We start from the raw sequence: 21,372 nt of genomic DNA, 5'->3' as shown, positions 1-21,372 counted from the left end.
CTGGCTTCTACTTTCCTTGGAAGTCGGCCGGCTTCAAACCCTTCTTGAAGCTGTTGAAGCCGTAGAAGCTCGGATCGTAGTCCCCCACGATGCTGACGTCGAGATCAGGCGTGATCTTGTCATCCAAACCCAACAGGTCGAACACGCCGTTGACGATAATCCGGCGACCGTCTTCGTTGACGTAGTCGATCGCGCTGCCGAAGGTACTGCACAGCGAAGTTCCGCGTTTGCCACCTTTCAGCTGGTAAGGCATCGTCCAGACGATCGGCATCATCGGGTCGTTCTTCTTCCCTTCAACCGGCTTGTCCTCCGGCTTCATCCCTTCCAGCACCGAGCCATAAACCAGCACGGTTGCTTTTTCCGGCAGATTACGGATCCCATACACGTCGGTCGGTCCCCAGACATCATCGACGCCGCGCAGGATTGGGTTGTCCTTCTGCTCGGCGTTGATCACACCGCGGGTGCTCTCGCTCTTGTGCTTGCCATGATGGCTCACCCAGGTTTCGCCCAGCACATTCTTGCCGAAGCCCCCTTGGTTGTTGAAGCTGTACGAGTGGAACTTGGCATCCTTGGGAATGTTGAACGCATGGGTCGCCGTGCGAATCCCGATGATCGGCTTGCCCGCTTTCAGGTAGTCGTCGATGACCTGCATGTCTTCGTCCGGCAGGTTACGGAAGCGAGTCATGATAATGCACAAATCGGCCGACTTCAGTTTATCGATGCCGGGAATGTTCTTCTGATTGTTTGGATCAACGGTGCCATCTTCCGGGTTGATCGAAAAGAGCACCGTGCAATCAAAACCATGATGCTTCGACAAGATACCGGCCAGCATCGGCAAGGCTTCTTCCGAGCGATACTCTTCATCACCGCTGATCAGCACGATGTGCTTTCCTTTGCCGGGACCATCGCCACCTGAGTAGGTGAGCATGGTGTCGTCGGCGGAAGCAACTGAAAGGGGCGTCACCAGGGCAACCAGCGCGAGCCAGAAAATATTCAGTTTCATGGAGAATTCCTGAGGGGTTGAATCGGGAGGTGGGAAGTCGTGAATCAGTTCGGTTATAATCGAAATCGATCCACATTTCACCGCTCTCGCGCGATCAATTCCCACGAATTTATCGCCATGCCACTCCCCTCCCCCCTGCTCGACGCTTCTCTTGAAGGTTTCACCATGTCTCGATTACGGTCGCTTGCCCTGGGTCTGATTTTATTACTGGGAACCGTGGATATTCTTTGCGCCGAGATGCCGAAGGTACTCGATCCGCGTCTTCAGTTGGAACTGATTGCCGAGCAGCCTGACATCGTCACGCCGATCGGGATTACCTTCGATTCCAGTGGTGCCCTCTTGGTGATTGAATCGCACACGCATCATCGCAAGCCTGATTATCAAGGCCCGCCGAAGGATCGCATTCGCCGCTTTGCCGATACCAATGGCGATGGGAAATTCGACACGTGGAGCACGTTCTACGAAGGAACCGAGGCCACCATGAGCATTCTCTCGGCGAAGGACGGCTCGATCTATGTCGCCACGCGGATGGAAGTCTTTCGTCTGCGCGACACCAACGGGGACCATATCGCTGACAAGCGCGATGAAATTGCCCACCTGGAAACGGCCGGACGCTATCCACACAACGGACTGGCTGGCCTGACGATTGGCCCAGACGGCTTGCTTTATTTCGGGCTGGGTGAAAATCTGGGCGAGCCCTACGCATTGGTCGGCAGCGACGGCACCAAGCTTTCCGGCGGAGGGGAAGGCGGCACCATCTACCGCTGCAATCTCGACGGCAGCGACCTGCAGTTGATGGCGACTGGCGTATGGAATCCGTTCGGGATGGTCTTCGACCCGGCCGGACGTTTGTACATGGTCGATAACGATCCCGACAGCCGTCCCCCTTGTCGGCTTCTGCATATCGTTCCAGGCGGTGACTACGGCTATCAGTTCCGATACGGGCGAACGGGCGTCCATCCACTGCAAGCCTGGAATGGCGAACTGCCTGGCACGCTGCCGATGGTGGCCGCGACCGGCGAAGCCCCCAGCGGCGTCGCGTGGTACCACGGCGAACTGTGGGGAACCAGTTGGGGCGATCATCGCATCGAAACGTTTCGCCTTGGCAACAATGGCGCCAGCGTTCAGGCAACGTTCCAGACGGTCGTGCAGGGAGATCACAACTTTCGCCCGGTCGATTTCGCGATCGCTCCGGACGGATCGCTCTACTTCACTGACTGGGTCGACCGCAGCTACCCGGTGCATGGCCAGGGACGCATCTGGCGTTTGACGTGGAAAGAGCAGCCAGCTGCGAGCCAAGCGTTACCTCTTTCCACCGCGGAAAAGGAAGCCAAAGAACTGCGAAAGGCCCCGACCCTGGCCGCACTGGAATACGATGATCCTTTCCTGCATCAAGCCGCCGTCTATGGCTTTGCCCGGCAAGGGGTCGACATGCCGCTGGAAATCTGGCAAGAGCTTCCCACCGGCGCACAGCGTCTGGGAATCCTCGAAGCGTACCGCTGGTCGCACGACACCAAGCAGACAGAGACGCCTCTGCCACTGCTTCGCGCGGCGATTGACGATCGCGACGATCGCGTCCGCATGTATGCCATGCGGTGGATCGCCGACACGCAGGCCAAAGACTTCCTGCCGCAGTTGCAAGAGCGGCTGCAATCGCACACGCCGAGTGTTCGCGAGTTTCCCGTTTTGCTCAGCACCATCTCGTGGCTCGAGTCCGGCAGCGTTGGCGGGCGGAACGAAATCCTCGAACAGCAGACGCTGGCTGGCATCATTCGCGACGACAACCAATCGGCCGCGCTACGAACGCTGGCCCTCAAACTGATTGATCCGCGTAGCAAACAGCTCACCGACGAAACGCTTGAGGCCCTGACCCATGCCGCCGATAACGACTTGGCACGTCAGGCGATCCAGGTGCTCTACCTTCGCGGCGGCGAGCGTGGAGAGAAGGTGGCGACCGACATCGCCCTGAACACGCAGCGTGATCCCCAAATCCGCGCGATGGCGATCGTTGGCCTGTCCGATCATGCGGACGTCCATCAGGAAACGCTGCAGAAACTGGCGGCCGACGACAACGATATCGTCCGCCAGGAAGCGAAACGCACGCTCCGCACCGCGACGGTTGCCGATCCGATTCCAGCACAGAAGCTGGACCAATGGCTGGCTGCCATCGAAGGGGAAGCCGACGTCGAGGCAGGCCGCCGCATGTTTCTTTCCTCGAAGGGCGGCTACTGCATCCGCTGCCATCGTTATGACGGAAGTGGCGCGGACGTCGGCCCCGACCTCACCTACATCGGCCAGCGTATGACGCGCGAGCGGCTCTTGGAATCGATCCTGCAACCGAGCCAGGAAATCGCGCCGATGTATGTCCCCAAAGTCTTGCTGACCGACGATGGACGACTCCATATCGGATACCCGATTACCGATCCGAACGTCAACGAAAAGCGTCTCTTCATCGACACCGCCGGCAAGCGGTTTGAACTCGACCCCGAGGCGATCGAAGAGGAACGCGACTCGGAGAAGTCGATCATGCCGGAAGGATTTCAACAGGTTCTCTCGCCCGAAGAGATGCGCGACCTGATTGGTTTTCTGATGGAAACCAGCACCGCGAAGTAGCTTTCTCAAGTCCCCTCTCCCCTCGGGGGAGAGGGTTAGGGTGAGGGGGCGACCCCGGTACCCGCTTCATCAACCCCTCACCCTAGCCCTCTCCCTTGGGAAGGGCGAGGGGACAAGAGTTTTTTGGGCAAGCCTTTTCCTTTCAATCATATCGCTTAGTACGCGTTCTTTCGCCCGAGCACGACCCAGACCGTCTCGAACAGAATCCGCAGGTCGAGCCAGATGCTCCAGGTGCGGATGTACTCGTGGTCGCATTGAACGCGTCGTTCCATCTTTTCAACGGTATCCGTTTCGCCTCGCCAGCCGCGGACCTGGGCCAGACCCGTGATGCCAGGCTTCACTTTGTGACGCAGCATGTAGTGATGGATCAGCTTGCGATATTGTTCGTTGTGTGCCGAAGCGTGGGGGCGCGGCCCAACCAGAGACATCGTCCCGGTCAGCACATTGAACAACTGCGGCAGTTCGTCGATCGATGACTTACGCAGAAAGCCGCCGATCGGCGTCAGCCGACTGTCGTTCTTCTGAGCCTGTTTGACGTTGGGACCATCTTCGCAAACGGTCATGCTGCGGAACTTCCAGACCAGGATCTCTTGCCCGTCCAGGCCATACCGCCGCTGACGGAAGAAGACCGGCCCCTTGCTCGTCAGCTTTACCGCCAAGGCGACCAACGTCATCGGGACCGCCAATAGCAACAGTGCGAGCGAAGCGAGGATGATGTCGCTGACCCGCTTCAAGACGCCATCGACACCCAGCAATGGATTCTCGTAGACACTAACCACCGGCAGGCCGCGAATGTCGGACCACCGCGAGTGCAATATCTCAAACACGAAGAAGTCCGGCACGATGTAAACCGAAGCGGTCGTGTCCCCCAAATGATTCAGTACGTTGCGAATCCGTGATTCGGCCCGCATCGGGAACGTGATGTAGATGCGCTGCACGTCGCCACGCCTGGCGGCTTCGACCAGTTCGTGCAAGTTCCCCACGCACGCCCCCAGGCTGTCGGGAATTCGCGGCAAGCGTTCGCTGGGTCGGTCGTCGTAGAAACCGGCCACGCGCATGCCCAGGTCAGGCGTATCTTTAATGTTCTGGGCAAGTTGAATGCTTAGTTCGTTCACGCCCACGATCGCCACGCCATGCTGGTTCATCCCGTTGGCCAGCAGCCAGCGAAGCACCGTGCGAATGATCATTCGCGATACGGTAAGCAGCAGCGGCGTGATCAAGAACCACGAAACGAGCGTATAGCGATTGAAAGGATGATCGTAGCGGAAGACGGTCGAGATCAGGACGAGCACCGCCAACGAAACGGCCCAGGTCATCGCCCCACACCAGATTTCTCGTTCGGTGGAAACGCCTCGCCAGTTTCGGTACACGCCGGTAAATTCGGCGACGACGTAAAAGATGGCCAAGGCAGCGGCTACCGCCAGTTGATGATCGCTGGCCGGAGTTTCGCCAGCCCCCATGACGGCCAGGATCATCCCCACGATGATCGCCGCGGCATCCGCCACGCGGTAGAGCCCATCGAGGAGGGTCGATTTGTGCTGAATCTGTCGAAGTGGATTGCTCATGGCGATTGCCTGATTTCCGGGCGCACGCGCCCCTGGGATTCGAATTCAGGCAAATATAGGTCAGCCCCCTCAACGGAGGAAAGAAAGCGGATCAGCGAGGTATGATCTCGTGTGATCGTCGTTCCAGTTGTAACGATTACACCAACTAGATCAGGGTCAGCGACAGGCTCCAGTCCCCTCTCCCTTCCCAAGGGAGAGGGGACTGGAGGTTTTAGAGATCGACCGCTTCGCCTAGGTTGATCTCAACCTCTGGTGCCGCTGGGTCGGGGGTATCGCCAGGCGGGGCATCGGAATCCTGGGCCGCTTCCTGGGCTCGTTTTAGCAGCCGCTTGAAAAGGCCATCGCGCGGGGCATCTTCTTCGTCGGTCGCGTTTCGTTTCTGTTGGTTGGCCTCGCGTCGCTCGCGCATCTGATCGAGCATTCCCCCTTCGCGGTTGGCGTTTTCCAGCAGCGAGCCTGCGAGATCGAGAATGCCGTCAACGTTGACTTCGCCTTCTTCCCCCTCGAAGTTCAGTTTGATCTCGTCGCTGTTCAGAAAGTCGCGCAGCGTCGACTCGGCGGTGGCCATCAGCGATTGACCGAGGCGATCTTTGTCGATGATCGGATTATCGAGCGTACCGACGATCGGGATTTCAATCGTCTTGCCTCGCAGCGCCGAAAGGAGCGGGCGCGGAAGCTCCCCATCCTTGAGTTCTTCCACCGGATCGAGCGGCATGGGAACTTCCGCGATCAGGTTGAGCGACTTATCGAGCCCTACGAAGCCGCGTGTCCGCACACGCACGTTGCCGACGCCGAAGTCAAGCCCTTCGTGATAAACCTGCTTGTCGGCCAGTTCGAAGTTGATGGTGCAGTCGGAGAAGACCTCGACCGACGGCCCGAGCCCGATGAACTCGGTAATCTTCTGCACCAGCGGCGTCTTCCCGGTGAGTCGGGCCTTGTGAATGACCATTTGCCCTTTGCCAACCGAGCTTTGTCGATCGGCCAGGGGAACGCGGATATCGGAAAGGGAAAGCGAGATCTCACCGTCGACCTGCGTCACGCCGGTGACGATCGGGGCAACGAACTTGAGCATGTCGTCGCACATCTCCTGCGTCATCTGCTGACGATCCATCAGGGTCGCTTGGGGAATGAGGATCGAAGGACCTTCTTCGTCGCTGCGACCAGGACGCAGTTGGGCGAGGAAACCAATGTTCTCGAAACCCCATGGCTGCTCCGACCCTGGTTTTTTGACCTGCACGGTGGCGTCGATGACTCGCACGTCGATCGTTCGCTGAAGTGCCGATTCGACTTTGTCTCGATCCAACGAAGGGGCATCCCCGGCACCGTCGGTGACCAGATCGGCCTGTTCGCTGGGAAGTTCAATGACGATCAGCGGCTGTTCGATCGTCAGGTTACCGAGTTGACGCGGCTTGGTGATCAGCTGAAAGAGGGTCACGTCGTTGGCGATCCGCGGAACGCCGACGTTGTACTTCCCTTCGTTTTGCTGAACACGAAGATTCTCGATTTCCGTCGGGCGGAACCACCCTACCGAAACCGAATCGACCGAGACAGCAACTTCTTTGTCGTTGAACAGATGGTTCAGTAGAAAGTTACGCACTGGGCCGTAGCCGATAAGCGTCGGTGCCGCGAGCACCAAGACGATCAGCAGCGCGACCACGCCGCCGGCAAGCCCAAGCAGTTTGCCCCAATGCTTTTGCAGAAATTTCATGGCGTGACATCCGGAAGTGTTTCGCCCAGCCCGCCGATCGCGCCGCGTCCCCTCGCCCGCGACGCGAGTGAGGGGACTGGCGAGTGATTGACTTACAGGGCAGCATTCAACGCGGCCAAGGCAGCGTCATAGTTAGGTTCTTCGGTCACTTCCTTGCAAGTTTCAGCATAGACGACCTTGCCGTCCTTATCGAGAACAAACGTGCCGCGGGCCAGCAACTTCAACTCGTCGATCAGCATGCCCCAGTTGTTGCCGAAGCTGCGATCCTGGTAGTCGCTGTACTGCTTGATGTTTTCGATTCCTTCGGCACCGCAGAAACGGTTCTGGGCGAACGGCAAGTCCAGACTAATCGTCAGGGCGTTGATCTTGTCGCCAAGTTCGCCCAACTTTTCATTGAACTTCTTGGTCTGCGTTTGGCAAACGCCGGTGTCCAGCGAAGGGACGACGCTCAGGATGGTAGGCTTCCCTTTGACGTCGGCTACGGTGATAGCCGTCAAACCGGCTGGGCCAAACGCGTGCAGCTTGAAGTCAGGAGCGTCCTGACCAACTTGCACTTCTTCGCCGACCAGGGTCATCGGGTTGCCTTTGAACGTAATCGCTGCGGGGCGGCTCATGGAACTTCCTCTTCTAATAATGTTGCCGATGGCAAGTGGGTTTCACAAACAAAGGCGCATTGTGACGCGCCGCCCAGGGGGATTAAAGAGGGCGTCCAGCTTCCCGCAGGCGATGAAAAAGAAAAGGCCGCTATTGGCGGCGAGTTTTCAGTTGGAAGTGTTCAGTTTTCAGGAAGAGGACGAGAAGGATCGTTCGAAAATGAAAAATGCCACCGGGCTTTCACCTGGTGGCATTTCACTTTATGGAAATGGATCGTTGACGGTTGATCTTCGTCCGAAGGGTGCGGACCAATCAACGCCAATCGACTTCCAGTTGATTTTCGACTTCATGGACGCCGTCCAACCGGCGGACGGTTTCCTGGGCCATCTGCTTGTGGAAGTAGCTGCCCACGCGACCCTTTAAAACCACGCGACCTTCGCTGTCTTCCACTTCAACGTGGCGGCCGGGAAAGTGCGGGCTAGTGGAAAGGGCCTGGTGAACATTGCTGGCAATCGCGGTCATCTCTTGCATCACGGGTGCCTCACGAAAGGTCTGAGATCGGGGGAATTCGCTCGAAGTGCTATCACTGCTATCGGAGTTTCCCTGAGGCAAACCTCAACGGATTTTCCGCCCGCGATGCCACGCGAGCCGAAACGTTACCGGTTGTCCGGGTTGTAACGATTTGCCAGACGCCTTTCTGGTCCCCTCGCCCCTGCGGGGGAGAGGGTTAGGGTGAGGAGGCGAAGCGGGGACTAGCTTTGAAAACCAACCTTACCGCTCCCCTGAACGAGGATGCTAACGGTCGTTCTCGGCGTGAGACTGCCCGCCTGTTTTAAACAGCCAGGCCGCAAGGTCAACAATGGCCGACCAGAGGATGAAGAAAACAATCCCGATCCCGAAAAAGACGACCTGCCCTGAGATCCCGGTTAGCCCGATCATGTTCGATACCACAAACGCCATTGAGTACCGGTGGAAGCATCCACGCGAGGATGTAGACGGAATCGAGCCAAGGTTGACGGTTCATATTGGTAACTGTTGGTTCAAATCACTACTTCGAAGAATCGGTTCGGCGTATTCATTTAGCTTTACTCGATGCCAACGTTATTCATCTACCCCCGCACGTATTCATCCGAATCATCATCTGGCTCGTCGAGAACGCGCTCTTCATAATCGTCCGGAATCTTATCAAGAGCGGTGGGAAGCCACTCTCCCTTTGACTTTCGATAACACTTCTTGCGATAAGGGAATTTCTTGATGATGCTTTCGATCTCCTTGAACAAATTCTCCTTTTCGTACCAGATCGATCCGCACTCGCCGCAGCCCCAGAAGGGGTCTTCTTTCTTTCTGCTCTCGATGTAGTCGACGAAGCCATCGCATGCGGAAACGGGGCAACGGTACTGGGGCTTGGAGACAACCGTTCCATCCTTGCCTGCGACGACCGCGGAAGGATTGATCATCGTGTACTCGTGACAACGAGGACATCTGATTCCCAACTCCGTCCACTTGCCCTTGGCACACCTTCGAATCATGTCCGCCTGCTTCGTTTTCAGGGGATAGAATCGTTCGCCGCATTCCTCACAAATCGCTGAAGACATCGAGGACCTCCGCAGTCATGAATGATAGCAGCGTGTATCAGAAACTCCTGCTTATGACCCATGAACGGCATACGACTCCGCCTGAACCGTAAGCACAACACGCCTTATGTCGGAGTGTAGCCGGTGCATTGTGACTTGTCACATGGTTTTTGGCGCGGATGAAAGACCAACGCCTATTCCACGTCAGAATACCGGCTCAGCCAAATCCCGGAATCCTAGTTCGCTCTGAAGTAACCGGATTGCTTACGCAAACAGCGTTTTGGCTAATTCTTCCGCTTTGGCCATAGCCGCCGGAATCTGCGAGGCGTCCTTACCACCGGCCTGGGCCATGTCAGGTCGACCGCCGCCGGAACCGCCGACGATGGCCGCTGGTTCCTTTACCCAGTCGCCGGCCTTCTTGCCGCTGTCGGTGAGCGACTTGCTGAGGCCGGCCACGATGGTGACCTTGCCTTCTTCGGCAGCGGCGAACAGCATGACGGCTGACGATTCGGTGCTTTTGCGGATCTGGTCGATCAACTGCCGCATGAGGTTGGCGTTGGCACCTGGGACGTCGGCGACGACGACGCTGGTGCCCCCCACGGTGGTAGCCTTGGCCAGCAGATCATCGCCCGAGAGCGTGCCCGACTTCTCGCGTTCGGCCAGTTGGTGCTTCAGCTTGTCGACTTCGTGGTAGAGCGTTTCAACACGTTCGGCCGACTCGAACAGCGGGCTGTTGAGCAGGCGGGCCGATTCCTTCAACATCTCTTTGCGGTGATAGTAATCGACGTCCTTGCCGTTGTAAGGCTTGATCGCGGCGGGGGCTTCGGGGGCTTTGCCGCTGCCGTTGACGGCCTTCTTCAAATCACGCACGTACCCGGTCAGGCTGCGGACCGCTTCGGGAATGTTGGGCACGTCGCACTTGAGCGTCTTAGCCATCGCCTCGAGCGAGTGATCGACCTTTTCGCGGTACTCCTTCGCCTTTTCGCCGGTCAAAGCGATGATGCGGCGGACGCCAGCGGAAACGCTTTCTTCGCTGATCACCTCGAACGCTTCGACCTGCTTGGTATCGGTCAGGTGCGTACCGCCGCACAGTTCGCGGCTGAAGTCACCCATGGTGACCATGCGGACCGGGTCGGGGTACTTCTCGCCGAACAGCATCATCGCGCCCAGTTCGCGAGCCTTGGCCAGGGGAACCGTTTCCCATTTGACCGTGCCGCCGTCGACGACCTTTTCGTTCACGTCGGACTCGATGGTCGTCAATTGATCGAGGGCTATCGGCTCCATGTTGGTGAAGTCGAACCGCAGGAGGTCGTCTTCCACCTTCGAGCCTTGCTGCTGGGCATGCGAACCAAGGGTCTTCTGCAGGGCATGATGCAGAATGTGCGTGGCCGAGTGTGCCCGCTTGATGGCCGCGCGGCGCGTCGTGTCGACTTCAGCCTTGGCGGTGCTATCCGTCGTGATCGTTCCCTTGGCCAGGTAACCTTCGTGCAGGAACAGGTCGCTGTCCTTTTGCGTGTCGGTCACGATGAACTCGAAGTCGTCCGAGTAGATGCGCCCCGTATCGCCGACTTGACCGCCTGACTCGCCATAGAACGGCGTCTTGTCGAGCACGACCACCAGCTTGTGTTCTGGACCGGTGGTACTGCAGTCGTCAACCAGGTGCGACTCTTCGTCTCCTTCGGACGCGGTCACGATTCCTTTGATCGTCACATCGGTCGCTTCGTTGTCGTAACCGACGAATTCGGTGGAGCGAACCGAGTTCTTGAGCGACTCGATCGGACCGGTCTCGAACAGTTTTACCTGATCGCCGCCGGAACGCTCGCCGAACTCTTCCATCGCTTTCTTGTAGCCGACCCAGTCAAACGTGAAGCCATGTTCGATCGCGACCTGCTCGAACAGTTCCGGCGGAAAGCCAAACGTCTGGTACAATTCGGCCGCTTCGTCACCGTTGACGACGGTCCGGTTGGCCGAACGCATGCCGGCGAAGATCTTTTCGCTGCGGGCAATGCCGTCGTCGAGCGAGTGCAGGAAGTTTTCTTCTTCGCTCTTGATGACGTTCTTCACGCGGGTCACCGAATCTTGCAGATCCGGATACGGCACCTTCATCATCTCGACGATCTTGTCGACCAGTTGGTAAGCGAACGCCTGGTGCATGCCCATCTGGTGACCATCGAGCACGGCTCGGCGGAGCAAGCGGCGGATAACGTACTTCTCTTTGTTGGCGCCTGGGTAGACGTTCTCGTGAACGGCCATCGTGCACGCGCGGATATGGTCGGTGATGCGGCGCAGGCGGCGACCGTTATCGGAAGCCGGATCGTACTTCACGCCACAGATTTCGCCGGCGGCTTCGACGATCGGACGCAGGATGTCGATGTGGTAGTTGGTGGTGACCCCTTGCAGCGTCGCCGCCGTACGTTCGAGCCCCATCCCGGTGTCGATGTTCTTGCTGGGGAGCGGTTCGAGGTTGTTCGGCGGATCCCCCACGCGATTGAACTGCGTGAAGACAAGATTCCAGATCTCGACCTTCTTGCCGCCTTCCGGGGTGAAGTAGATTTCGCTACACGGACCACAAACGCCATCGGGACCTTGGCTCGGGGCGCTGGCAGGCCAGAAGTTTTCGTCTTCGTCCAAGCGTTCGATGCGGCTGAACGGAAGACCGATTTTTTCGTGCCAGATGTTGGCCGCTTCGTCGTCATCCTTGTAAACGGTGACGCTCAGTTGATCGGGATTCATCGCGAGCCACTTCTTGTCGGTCAGAAATTCCCAGGCCCAATGGATGGCGTCTTCTTTGAAATAGTCGCCGAAGCTGAAGTTGCCCAGCATCTCGAAGAAGGTGTGGTGGTAGGCGGTACGGCCGACGTTGTCGATGTCGCCGGTACGCAGACACTTCTGACAGGTCGTGGCCTTAGTGAAGTCGAGTTTCACGCGGCCGAGGAAGTGATCCTTGAACTGGTTCATCCCGGCCGGGGTAAAAAGAACCGAGGGGTCCCACGTAGGAACCAGAACGTCGCTCGGGCAACGCGTGTGTCCTTTGGTCTCGAAAAAGCTGAGGTACTTTTCGCGTAGTTCGTCGGTTTTCATTGGGAAACTAGTTTTCAGTGTTCAGTTTTCAGTGTTCAGCAGAAAGCCGGAGCTACCGCTTCTTCCCCAATCGTTGGGACACAAGTCCTTCATGATAAGTTCTTTGCCAATTTGGGCAAAGGTGACTGGTTGGACCAGATAAAGTGGCCGGCAAGAACCAAAACAAGGCCGGCCATCCCTCTGTGCAAGGACAGCCGACCTCGGAACCCTGTTTTGGAAATGGAGAACGCTCGGAAAAAGCAAATCCCGGGGGGAGAGATCTGCCAGATCTGCTTTGGGTCGGCACGGTTCCCAGAACGAACTATGCCGTGCAGGTCGATCCAACGGAAAGGATGGTGCAAATCGCTGGGGACGCTTCGCTATTCGCACCTGATACGGTCCCCGGCGAAAGGGACCGCGTTGTAATCACCCGGGAGGACGGGCCGCTTACAAGTCTTCTTCGGGTGGCATCTCGCCGTCATCTTCGGGGCCAGAGACGGGCCCAACGACTGGCTCGATCGAATCCATCACTTTTTGCTTGATTTCCTCGGTAATCTCGGGATTCTCGACCAGGAAGATCCGGGCCTTCTCTTTCCCCTGACCAAGCTGCATGTCGCCATAGCGGAACCAGGCCCCACTGCGAGCGACAATTTTATGAGCAAGACCGAGATCCAGTACGTCCCCTTCATAGCTGATGCCGTCTTTGTGCATCATGTCGAACTCGGCGACGCGGAACGGCGGGGCAACCTTGTTCTTGACGATCTTGGTGCGGACGCGTTGCCCCACCACGTCTTCCCCATCCTTCAGCTGACCGATGCGGCGGACATCGATACGGCAGGACGAGTAGAACTTCAAAGCGCGGCCACCCGGCGTGGTTTCGGGGCTGCCGAACATCACGCCTACCTTTTCGCGGATCTGGTTGATGAAGATCACGCAGGTTTTCGACTTGGCGATCGCCCCGGTCAACTTTCGCATCGACTGGCTCATCAAGCGGGCCTGAAGACCGACATGCGAGTCACCGATCTCGCCGTTGAGTTCCGCCTTGGGAACCAGGGCAGCTACCGAGTCGACGACGATGATATCGACCGCGTTCGATTTAACGAGCATTTCGGTGATCTGCATCGCTTCTTCACCACTGGAAGGCTGGCTCACCAGCAGCGTTTCCAGTTGAACGCCAAGCTTCTTGGCCCAACTGGGGTCCAAGGCGTGTTCGGCATCGACGAATGCAGCGATCCCGCCCAGTTTCTGAGCTTGAGCGATCGCATGCAGGGCGAGCGTCGTCTTACCGCTCGACTCAGGGCCGAACATCTCGATGATGCGCCCACGTGGAATTCCTCGACCACCCAGGGCCAGGTCGAGCGAAAGCGATCCCGTCGGGATCCCTTCGATTACCTTATGATTGTTGCCCAGGGGCATGATGGCCCCCTCGCCGAACGATTTCTCGATCTGCGCGAGCGTTGTTTTCAGGGTGGTGTTCCCAGCAAATACGTCCTTTTTGGCGTCCGTTCCCTGGGGAGCGGTGTCCTTCCCGGACGATTTCTTCTTGGCTGCCATTTTACCGTTGCTCTTGGTTGCGACCGTGACCATTTCTCAGGGCTCCTTTATGGGGAAAGACTGCAGGCACTGCAAGCGGCCTGAAAGCCTAACTGCACAGATGAACAGTGTACAAATTTGCATCGGCTATGCAAACTCGTTTCTGTGTTGTTTCTGAAATTAATGATCGGTGAGGGACGGGACACGTTAGGTCCAGCGGCGGAAAAGAATTTCCAGAAAGTGAAAAGATGCCCGGAAAGCCTTTCAAAGTAAGGCCTTACGAAACGCTCCTATCCGCCATGCGGGCCCCGATGGGCATTTAACCGAGCGTACCGCGACCGATCAGCGTGTACTTGGGACCAGTGCGATCGAGCTTGCTGGCAAAGATGCAAACTTCCTTCACGTGGCACTCACCCATCGGCAATTCGGCGTTTTCGGCCAGCAGCGTCTTCAGGTCGTCGACCTTGCGGCTAAAGCGTTTCAGCCGACCAAGAGTCAGATGGGGGTGATACTTCTTCCGCGAATCTGGCGGGAAACCGATCGCGGCCAGGCTCTCGGTCAGATCTTCCTGCAGCGCAATCAGCTGCTCGGCTCCGGCACGCGCGCCGACCCACAGCGTGCGGGGATTGGCGACGTCGGGAAAGGCCCCGGTGCCGATCATCTCTAACTCGAAGGCCGCGTGCTCGGCGGCGACCTCAATCGTTTTCCGAGAGATGTCGACCACGTCCTGGCTGGTGACGTCCCCGAGAAAATTGGTCGTGATGTGCAGGTTCTCGGACTCGACCCATTTCACGTCGGCCTCGGCAACCGAGAGCTTTTTGATCAGCTTTTCGGCGCGGCGGCGGACGTCTGTGGAAATGCGGACGGCCAGAAAACAGCGAGTCGCTTCCATGAAGCCCAGCGCCTTAGAAGGTGAGCATCTGGCGGTATTGGGCGAAACGGCCGTCGATTTCATCGCGGCTGGCGCCCTTCAAGCGATCCATGCTGAAGTCTTCCACGATCAGACTCGCCACGACGGTACCGTAAGCCATCGCTTCTTTGAGGGTCTTCGGATCGAAGTCGTTCTTTTCGGCCAGGTAGCCCATCATGCCACCAGCGAAGCTGTCGCCAGCACCGGTCGGATCAACCACGTGCGGCGTGGGGAAAGCAGGCATCACGTAAGTTTCGCTTTTCGAGAAGAACATCGCCCCATGTTCCCCCTTCTTCAAAACCACGAACTTCGGTCCCATTTCCAGGACCTTTTGGCCTGCTTTCACCAGGTTTTCTTCCTGGGTCAGCAGCTTTGCTTCGCTGTCGTTAAGCACCAGGCCGTCGATGCGGTTGAGCAGCGTCATGAGTTCGTCGCGTTCGATTTCGATCCACAGGTCCATCGTGTCGGCAACGACCAGACGTGGGCCAGTCATTTGATTAAGCACCTTCAACTGGGTGGTCGGCGATCCGTTGGCCAGAAACACGAAGGGGCAGCGGGTCGCGTCTTCGGCCAGGGTCGGGCTGAAGTTTTCCAGCACGTTCAGATGAACTTCGAGCGTGTCACGATCGTTCATATTGTCGTGATACTTACCGGTCCAGCGGAAGGTCTTGCCCCCCTTTTCGACTTCGATGCCAGTCGTATCGATCCCGCGCTCGGAGAATAGCTGGGTGTGCTCTGCCTGCCAGTCTTCCCCCACGACACCGACCATGCGAACGCCGCTAAAAAAGCTGGCCGCATAGGAAAAGTGGGTTGCCGATCCGCCAATGATGTTTTCGCGAACCTCGGTAGGCGTGTGAATGGAATCGATGGCGATGGATCCGACGACCAAAAGTGACATGGGGACGTCTTTCGTTTTAGCGTGAGCAGGGGAAAATCGTTTTTACCGGCGCGACGTCCCGACCAAACCATGGGCAGTTCTCCCTGTCTGGACCATAATGAACCTCGCAAAACGCCCCATTATCAGGGAATTCGCTCTGACTGCAACGTACCGCATGAAACCAAATGGGCATTGTGGTCATTTTCTTGTGGCGTCTTGGTATCCCTCGTTTTCGCTTGATTGCCCCGAAAGGTCGTGAAATTGCCTTTTCGCTCTGCCTTGTTCTGCCTTCTGATTTTTGCCTGCACGATCAGTTCCGCTGCTTACGGTGACGAAGAAAAGCGGTTTGTCGCCATGCTGGAAGATGGCCGAGTGGTCGAGGACGACGTCCTGCGCAATTGGTATTCCGGTAACGCGATGCCGCAGTTGGCGGGGCAAAGCCTGATCCAGGGCGGCAATCCCATGCGGTGGATGATGGACCGCTCTCTAGGCCCAGCCGAAATGCCCAACGCCTACATCGAGCTTTTCTCCGGCGATCGCGTTCCTGGGCACCCAGATGCGTATGTACCGGAAGGGGTCGAATACCAGGCCGACGTGCCGGAACACTTTCTGATTACGCCCAGTTTCCCCTTCCGCAGGTCGTCCAACTCGCGGTATCGCTCCGACATCCGCGTGCGCCGCGACTTCGTGCAGAAGATCGTGTGGGAACAGATGCCGGCGTTGATCGATCGCCACGTGCCGGCAACCGTCTTCTTGAAGAACGGGCGCGAGATTACCTTCCGCGCCATTCGCTTCTCGGAAGCAGGCATTCATCTGCTGGTCGATCGCGAGCGCATGTCGTTCGGCTTTCATGAAATTGCCGAACTGCACCTCGACGTCGAATCCCCGTGGGAAAGCCACTTGCAAGAACTTGCGATCCTGTTTCCCAGCGGCAAGGTCGAGCCGGCCGATCAACAGCGGCTGGTGCAGTGGGAAACGTCGGATGGTTTGGTCGCAACGACCAGCGTGCAGCGGATCGATGCCGACTCGCGGGGCGACAACAACAACTCCGATCGTTGGGTGCATGGCATCCAGCCGGCGTGGTCGCTCGATCCGATCTGGATCGAGTGCCGTTCGACCTGGATGCGGCGTAGTTGGGCCTTCGACGAAATGCCGTTGTTTCGCCTGCCCTTTGCTGAGAGTCGCGACGGAGCGATGTTCTCGCGCAATGGTTTCTCGGCCCGCATCAACCGCGGCATTCTCGCCGGCACGGCCAAGAGCGGCGATCGCGTCAGCGGATGGAGCTTGGGCGTCATGGCCCCCAGCCGCTTGAACTTCGACCTGCCGCCGTTCGCCACGGCGTTTCGCACGATGCTTGGGATCGACCAGGCCGCGCATGACCGTGGGTGCATCCGTGGACGGGTGTTCGTCTCGTGGGAGAGTTCTCCGAAGTTTGAATCGGACGCGATCGTTGGCTCGGAAAAGATGGCCGATGCCGGTAACGTTCATTGGAATAACCTACCGGGTGATGGGCAACTGATCCTGGAAGTCGACATGGCCCATCAAGGGCGTCCCGATGGTGCCGATCCATTCGACATCCGGGATATGGCCAACTGGATCGAGCCGCGAATCCAACTCGATCGCGAGAAGCTGCGCGAGGCCATCAATGAGCGAACGCCTGGAACGATCCTGGCCTGGAACGGATGGCAGGTCGCGTCGAACCTCGACAAGTTGCGTTTCCAAACGACGCGACGCCGCGTGGAATACCCTTACGAATCCCCTTCGTGGCGTACCACCGTCGTGGCGAAGGACGAGCCGCTGCGGCTCACCACGATCAAGAAGATCGCGCCTGATACGGCCTACCTGGAGATCAACACGGCCAAGTTCGATGGCGGCGATGAGCCGAACATCGAAGTTCGCATCAACGACGTCCCCGTTCTTTCCGAGCCGATGAAGAACGTCAACACGCACGATCACGTCAACACGCCGGCTCCCTTCCTGGTCGACCTGACTCCCTTCGCAGGGAATGAAGTCACGCTCGAAATCTCGCAAACGCCTGGGGCGGACAACATCACGGTCGACTGGCGTGGCATCCACTTTCTGCCAACTCCATCGTTTCTGGTGCCCGTGCTGGATGCTCCTTCCCAGCAGCAAGTCGAAGGGCTGTTGACCATCGATGGACAGCCATCCGGCGCGAAGTGGAGAAACGACATCCGCCTGGTGAGCCGGCCAGCCCTCGAAATCAACGATGGTCCGTGGGTTCAGATTGCCAGCTTTGATCGCCCGATCGAGATTCGCGAACGCCCCCTCCCAGGTCAGTATCGGCAGTTGCGATTCGCTTTTCAAAAACAAGGCGATGGCTACGTCCAGATTCGGCTGCTGCACGATCGAGACAGCGAATCACCCGCCATCTATGCGGTCGGCACCACCAAGGCAGACAAAGGAGTCATCGAACTCGACCCAAAGAAGATCAAGGAAAACGATTGGCACCAGGTCGGGCCCGATATCTTCTCGAACTTCCGCGAACTCAACATCACAGGGATTGCCATTCAATCGGTTGGTGGCGGCAAGTCGACGTGGGACCATTTCGTCTTTTCCAGCAGTGCCTGGCATTATGATCGCCTGACCTCGATCTCCCCCATCAACAACAACTGGGACGACTGGCAAAAGCGATCGGACGACCTACTTCAGTGGCTGCCCAAAGCAACAGTCCAGGTTAACCGTCCAGGAAAACCGGTACGACCGGCGATTCTGATCGACCAGGGACAAGGCATCTGCGCCATGTTGGGAGACGGTGACTGGAAACGGGACCAACAGGTCGAAATCGTACGGGATGACGGCAAGAAGTTTCCTGCGAAATGCCTGGGCATCGATGAAGAATCCCACCTCGCACTGCTGCGCATTGAGAATATCGAGCAGGACGGACAGTGGAGCCAGGTTAACCTGGCCGGTGGCGATCGGTTCGATCCTCAGTTCGCATTTATGCTGATTCAGCAAGATGATACGCCCGGCCAGATCACCTGGGATATCAGTCGGCCGATCACTTACACAAAAAGAGTTGAGATCCTTTCCGAATCCCCGTCTCTTGACTTCCAATTAGGGGCGATCGCGATCGACCGAAACCATCAGATCGCCGGATTCGTCAGCGGCAAGACCCCCAATGGGGAGCCAATTCTTACCATCGCCCATCCTCTCTCCCAGAAGCGTTCCACCCTTCAGGGCAATTAACAAACTCATCTACTTTAAATATATTTGCGGAATACTGCTTATCTCGGGAAATCCATGCCCTTCCCGATCGATTTGCCGAAACGCAATGTTTCAGGCGGTGTTACGAGGTAAATCCCTTCTTTCCTCCTTCCTCACTTGGTATCACCATGCGCAAGAGTCATGCCTTCACGTTGGTCGAGTTGCTTGTTGTTATCGCCATTATCGGCGTGCTGATCGCTTTGCTTTTGCCTGCCGTCCAGCAGGCACGTGAGGCAGCCCGCCGTATGCAATGCACCAACGGCGAGAAACAAATCATTTTGGCGATGCACAACTACGAATCGAGCTTCAAGTTGTTCCCCACGGGGCGTCTTGGTTGTGACGGTGCCTGCAACCCAACCAATGGCCCTGGTACTAGCGGATTCGTGCTGCTGCTTCCGTTCCTGGAAGAAAACAACCTGTACGAGTTATTCGCACCGTACGGCCCAGACAACGCCTTCCCGGGCAATCTCCCATCCTCCACTTTGTCGCAGCGTCCCGATGTGTTCGTCTGCCCCAGCAGCACCATGCCGGAAACGGTGAACTCGGGTAGCAAGGATTGGGCGACCAGTTCCTACGCACTGGTCTCGGGGCACTATGGTCCTTCGCAGGGGATTGGCTCAAAAGTGAAGTGGGAAAACTCCGGCATGTTCGTCTATCGTGATTCGTTTGGCGTTCAAGACGCGACCGATGGACTGTCGAACGTCATGTTCGTGGGTGAAGTGATTGACGGGCATCTCTCCAATCACATCAATCGCTGGACCACCGCCGGCCGTCACTTGGACTCGCTGCGATCGACGGAAAACCCCGTCAATACACCGCCAGGGCAAGGCGTCACGACGTCCCCCTACGGCGAGGCGCTCAACGGGGCGTTCGGCAGTCGGCATCCAGGCGGAGGGAATTTTGCCTTTGGTGATGGTTCGGTCCACTTCATTCCTGAAACGATCAACCTGACCGTCTACAAGCGTCTCGGGCAACGTGCTTCCGGACAGACCAAGGCGTTTAATTAGAAGAGGCACTCGTCTGAGCGTTTACTTGATATCCCTTCATCCGAGATTGCCTTATGTCGAGATGCATTTTGCTCAGCGCTGCATTGGCCGCGCTGATGGTTGCTGGTTGTGGTGATGGCCGCCCGGCAGTCGTGAAGACCTCGGGACAAGTGTTCTTCAATGGCGAACCATTGACCTTCAAGGGAGATGGCTTCGTGCAGGTCATTCCTGCCGATAGCAGGCCTGCCACCGGAAAGATCAACCCCAACGACGGGACCTTTACGCTCACCACGTTTGAAAATGGGGATGGAGCCATTCCCGGCGAACACCCCGTGACGATCCTCGTCAATGCCTTGGGGCCTGGTGGACAATCGGTGAACCTGCTGCCTATGGAATACGCCGATGTGGCGACCAGCGGGCTCATGGTCGTCATCGACAAGCCCACCGATTCCCTCAAGATCGAACTGGAAGGGAAAATGCGCGCCGCACCCGACAGCACCAACGCATTAAGAGGTGACGCTTCAGGCTTTTAGCGTTCATCGCTGGGAAACATCACCTGGCAAGCCTCTAGCCGAGAACCTGCGTCGTCGGTGACGGCGATCTTCCAGTCTCCTCGCAGGCAAACCCCGGCATGGGTTCCGTCTTTGGCCAACAGGTAAAGCTGCAGGTTGAAGTTGGGTCGGCCGAGGGTGTCTAACTCGAACGGCGGAGCATGCTTTGCGGCGTGCTCTAAGGTCGCCATGCCGGCTTCCTGGGGCGACATCCCCTGCCCCATCAATTGCACCGCGAGAAAGCTGCTGCAGTTGAGCAGGTTCGCTTCGCCGTGGCCAATGCTTCCACAGGTGCCGTGCTCGTTGTCGACGTACAGACCTGCTCCGAAGATAGGAGAATCCCCCACGCGACCTTTCGTTTTGAAGCAATGTCCACTGGTGGAGGTGACGCAGGCCAAATTGCCGTGCTGGTCTTGCCCGGCCGTGTGGACCGTTCCGGCCGGGTGACGATAGTAGTATGTTAAGATCTTCATGAGCTGCTCGGTTTCTTCATCCGCCGGGGCCGGCAGCCACTCTTTATTGGCTTGATACGTTCTCTTCCACAGTCGCCACAGTTTGCGTGCTTTCTCAGTCAACAGATCTTCCATCGGAAAGCCGCAGGCACGAGCGAACGCATCGGCTCCTTCGCCGTGCAGCATCACGCGACGAGATTCTCGCATGAGGCGCAAAGCCACCTTGGAGACGTGACGAACGCCGGTTAGGCCGATAATCGAACCACCGCGGTGCGATTGTCCATCCATCACGGCCGCGTCGAGACTGACGTTTCCCTGTTCGTCTGGGAGCCCGCCGTAGCCGACGGTCAGTTCTTCTGGGTCATCCTCGACCAGGCTTACGCCGTCGACGCACGCATCAATCAGAGGGCAGTTTTCCTGCAGCTTCTGCCAGGCGAGTCGGGTGGCTTCCAAACCGTTGTGCGAGGCAATCACTTTCATGGTTTTTTGTCACCCTTCTGAAGGTATAATTGACGGACTCAAAAAATCGTAACCTAGTGGTCTCATGTCCACTTATCGTTACGATTGAATAAAAATGGAAGCGGGACATTTTACCAAATGTTCTGACGGCTGACGTTCTGCAAGGCGGCGGTTTGCGGGGACGGTCACCCGCGAGCGAAAGTCGAGAACGCTCGGCTTTTTGTTTACTCAGGAATCGAAGCAGAGATCGTAACGCGTTCTC

Annotated in this window: 16 protein-coding genes; 4 read left to right on the top strand and 12 right to left on the bottom strand. The window is 57.6% G+C overall.

Going from position 1 to position 21,372, the window contains the following annotated elements:
* Positions 1-7: 7 nt before the first annotated feature.
* Complete coding sequence (locus Pan97_RS06420) at positions 8-1,003, bottom strand: ThuA domain-containing protein (protein WP_144971295.1); 996 nt, start codon at positions 1,001-1,003, stop codon at positions 8-10.
* Between the two features lie 165 nt (positions 1,004-1,168).
* Between Pan97_RS06420 and Pan97_RS06415 the strand changes: the two genes are divergently transcribed.
* The gene (locus Pan97_RS06415; RefSeq protein ID WP_165698640.1) at positions 1,169-3,616 is read left to right on the top strand and encodes a PVC-type heme-binding CxxCH protein; all 2,448 of its coding nucleotides are present in this window, start codon (positions 1,169-1,171) and stop codon (positions 3,614-3,616) included.
* A gap of 155 nt (positions 3,617-3,771) precedes the next feature.
* Here Pan97_RS06415 and Pan97_RS06410 read toward each other — a convergent pair whose 3' ends face one another.
* The 10 genes from Pan97_RS06410 to Pan97_RS06370 all read right to left on the bottom strand — a co-directional run bounded on the left by Pan97_RS06410 (position 3,772) and on the right by Pan97_RS06370 (position 15,458).
* Complete coding sequence (locus Pan97_RS06410) at positions 3,772-5,181, bottom strand: undecaprenyl-phosphate glucose phosphotransferase (RefSeq protein WP_144971293.1); 1,410 nt, start codon at positions 5,179-5,181, stop codon at positions 3,772-3,774.
* A gap of 211 nt (positions 5,182-5,392) precedes the next feature.
* Entirely contained in the window at positions 5,393-6,889 is a 1,497-nt protein-coding gene (locus Pan97_RS06405; protein WP_144971292.1) for a hypothetical protein, read from the bottom strand.
* Between the two features lie 92 nt (positions 6,890-6,981).
* Positions 6,982-7,503, bottom strand: a complete 522-nt coding sequence (gene tpx, locus Pan97_RS06400; protein WP_144971291.1) for a thiol peroxidase — start codon at positions 7,501-7,503, stop codon at positions 6,982-6,984.
* Positions 7,504-7,795: 292 nt separating this feature from the next.
* Positions 7,796-8,005 (bottom strand): BON domain-containing protein, encoded by a 210-nt coding sequence (locus tag Pan97_RS06395; RefSeq protein ID WP_144978183.1) that lies wholly within the window; start codon positions 8,003-8,005, stop codon positions 7,796-7,798.
* A gap of 273 nt (positions 8,006-8,278) precedes the next feature.
* Positions 8,279-8,422, bottom strand: coding sequence for a hypothetical protein (locus Pan97_RS26220; protein ID WP_165698639.1), 144 nt, complete (start codon positions 8,420-8,422; stop codon positions 8,279-8,281).
* 170 nt (positions 8,423-8,592) lie between these two features.
* Entirely contained in the window at positions 8,593-8,940 is a 348-nt protein-coding gene (locus Pan97_RS06390) for a hypothetical protein (RefSeq protein WP_144971290.1), read from the bottom strand.
* A gap of 381 nt (positions 8,941-9,321) precedes the next feature.
* The gene (gene alaS / locus Pan97_RS06385) at positions 9,322-12,138 is read right to left on the bottom strand and encodes an alanine--tRNA ligase (RefSeq protein ID WP_144971289.1); all 2,817 of its coding nucleotides are present in this window, start codon (positions 12,136-12,138) and stop codon (positions 9,322-9,324) included.
* Between the two features lie 426 nt (positions 12,139-12,564).
* Positions 12,565-13,704, bottom strand: a complete 1,140-nt coding sequence (gene recA, locus Pan97_RS06380) for a recombinase RecA (protein ID WP_241676364.1) — start codon at positions 13,702-13,704, stop codon at positions 12,565-12,567.
* 265 nt (positions 13,705-13,969) lie between these two features.
* A complete protein-coding gene (gene thpR, locus Pan97_RS06375) occupies positions 13,970-14,542 on the bottom strand; it encodes an RNA 2',3'-cyclic phosphodiesterase (RefSeq protein ID WP_165698638.1) in 573 nt (190 codons plus the stop codon).
* Between the two features lie 13 nt (positions 14,543-14,555).
* Entirely contained in the window at positions 14,556-15,458 is a 903-nt protein-coding gene (locus Pan97_RS06370; protein WP_144971287.1) for a PfkB family carbohydrate kinase, read from the bottom strand.
* A 234-nt stretch (positions 15,459-15,692) separates the two neighbouring features.
* On the opposite strand from Pan97_RS06370, the gene Pan97_RS06365 reads away from it, so the two are divergent.
* The 3 genes from Pan97_RS06365 (at position 15,693) to Pan97_RS06355 (ending at position 20,181) form a co-directional block, all read left to right on the top strand.
* Positions 15,693-18,644, top strand: a complete 2,952-nt coding sequence (locus Pan97_RS06365) for a hypothetical protein (protein WP_144971286.1) — start codon at positions 15,693-15,695, stop codon at positions 18,642-18,644.
* Between the two features lie 146 nt (positions 18,645-18,790).
* The gene (locus tag Pan97_RS06360) at positions 18,791-19,669 is read left to right on the top strand and encodes a DUF1559 domain-containing protein (protein ID WP_144971285.1); all 879 of its coding nucleotides are present in this window, start codon (positions 18,791-18,793) and stop codon (positions 19,667-19,669) included.
* Positions 19,670-19,722: 53 nt separating this feature from the next.
* Positions 19,723-20,181 carry a hypothetical protein gene (locus Pan97_RS06355; protein WP_144971284.1) on the top strand — a complete coding sequence of 153 codons (459 nt, stop codon included), beginning with the start codon at positions 19,723-19,725 and terminating at the stop codon, positions 20,179-20,181.
* Here Pan97_RS06355 and Pan97_RS06350 read toward each other — a convergent pair.
* Entirely contained in the window at positions 20,178-21,131 is a 954-nt protein-coding gene (locus Pan97_RS06350) for an isoaspartyl peptidase/L-asparaginase (RefSeq protein ID WP_144971283.1), read from the bottom strand. The two genes, Pan97_RS06355 and Pan97_RS06350, sit on opposite strands and share 4 nt — an antisense overlap.
* Positions 21,132-21,372 lie beyond the last annotated feature (241 nt).

Origin of the sequence: Bremerella volcania, from assembly GCF_007748115.1 — a bacterium.
Lineage (GTDB): Bacteria > Planctomycetota > Planctomycetia > Pirellulales > Pirellulaceae > Bremerella > Bremerella volcania.
Note: the sequence above shows the minus strand (reverse complement) of the source record. Positions and strands in the feature narration are given on the sequence as shown.

Excerpts from the sequence above, each read along its gene's own strand:
- Pan97_RS26220 (WP_165698639.1), bottom strand. The coding sequence starts at position 8,422 with ATGATCGGGCTAACCGGGATCTCAGGGCAGGTCGTCTTTTTCGGGATC.
- Pan97_RS06350 (WP_144971283.1), bottom strand. The coding sequence starts at position 21,131 with ATGAAAGTGATTGCCTCGCACAACGGTTTGGAAGCCACCCGACTCGCC.
- Pan97_RS06360 (WP_144971285.1), top strand. The coding sequence starts at position 18,791 with ATGCGCAAGAGTCATGCCTTCACGTTGGTCGAGTTGCTTGTTGTTATC.
- Pan97_RS06420 (WP_144971295.1), bottom strand. The coding sequence starts at position 1,003 with ATGAAACTGAATATTTTCTGGCTCGCGCTGGTTGCCCTGGTGACGCCC.
- Pan97_RS06370 (WP_144971287.1), bottom strand. The coding sequence starts at position 15,458 with ATGTCACTTTTGGTCGTCGGATCCATCGCCATCGATTCCATTCACACG.
- recA (WP_241676364.1), bottom strand. The coding sequence starts at position 13,704 with ATGGTCACGGTCGCAACCAAGAGCAACGGTAAAATGGCAGCCAAGAAG.
- Pan97_RS06410 (WP_144971293.1), bottom strand. The coding sequence starts at position 5,181 with ATGAGCAATCCACTTCGACAGATTCAGCACAAATCGACCCTCCTCGAT.
- Pan97_RS06405 (WP_144971292.1), bottom strand. The coding sequence starts at position 6,889 with ATGAAATTTCTGCAAAAGCATTGGGGCAAACTGCTTGGGCTTGCCGGC.
- Pan97_RS06355 (WP_144971284.1), top strand. The coding sequence starts at position 19,723 with ATGTCGAGATGCATTTTGCTCAGCGCTGCATTGGCCGCGCTGATGGTT.
- Pan97_RS06395 (WP_144978183.1), bottom strand. The coding sequence starts at position 8,005 with ATGACCGCGATTGCCAGCAATGTTCACCAGGCCCTTTCCACTAGCCCG.
- Pan97_RS06390 (WP_144971290.1), bottom strand. The coding sequence starts at position 8,940 with ATGATCAATCCTTCCGCGGTCGTCGCAGGCAAGGATGGAACGGTTGTC.
- Pan97_RS06415 (WP_165698640.1), top strand. The coding sequence starts at position 1,169 with ATGTCTCGATTACGGTCGCTTGCCCTGGGTCTGATTTTATTACTGGGA.
- tpx (WP_144971291.1), bottom strand. The coding sequence starts at position 7,503 with ATGAGCCGCCCCGCAGCGATTACGTTCAAAGGCAACCCGATGACCCTG.
- alaS (WP_144971289.1), bottom strand. The coding sequence starts at position 12,138 with ATGAAAACCGACGAACTACGCGAAAAGTACCTCAGCTTTTTCGAGACC.
- thpR (WP_165698638.1), bottom strand. The coding sequence starts at position 14,542 with ATGGAAGCGACTCGCTGTTTTCTGGCCGTCCGCATTTCCACAGACGTC.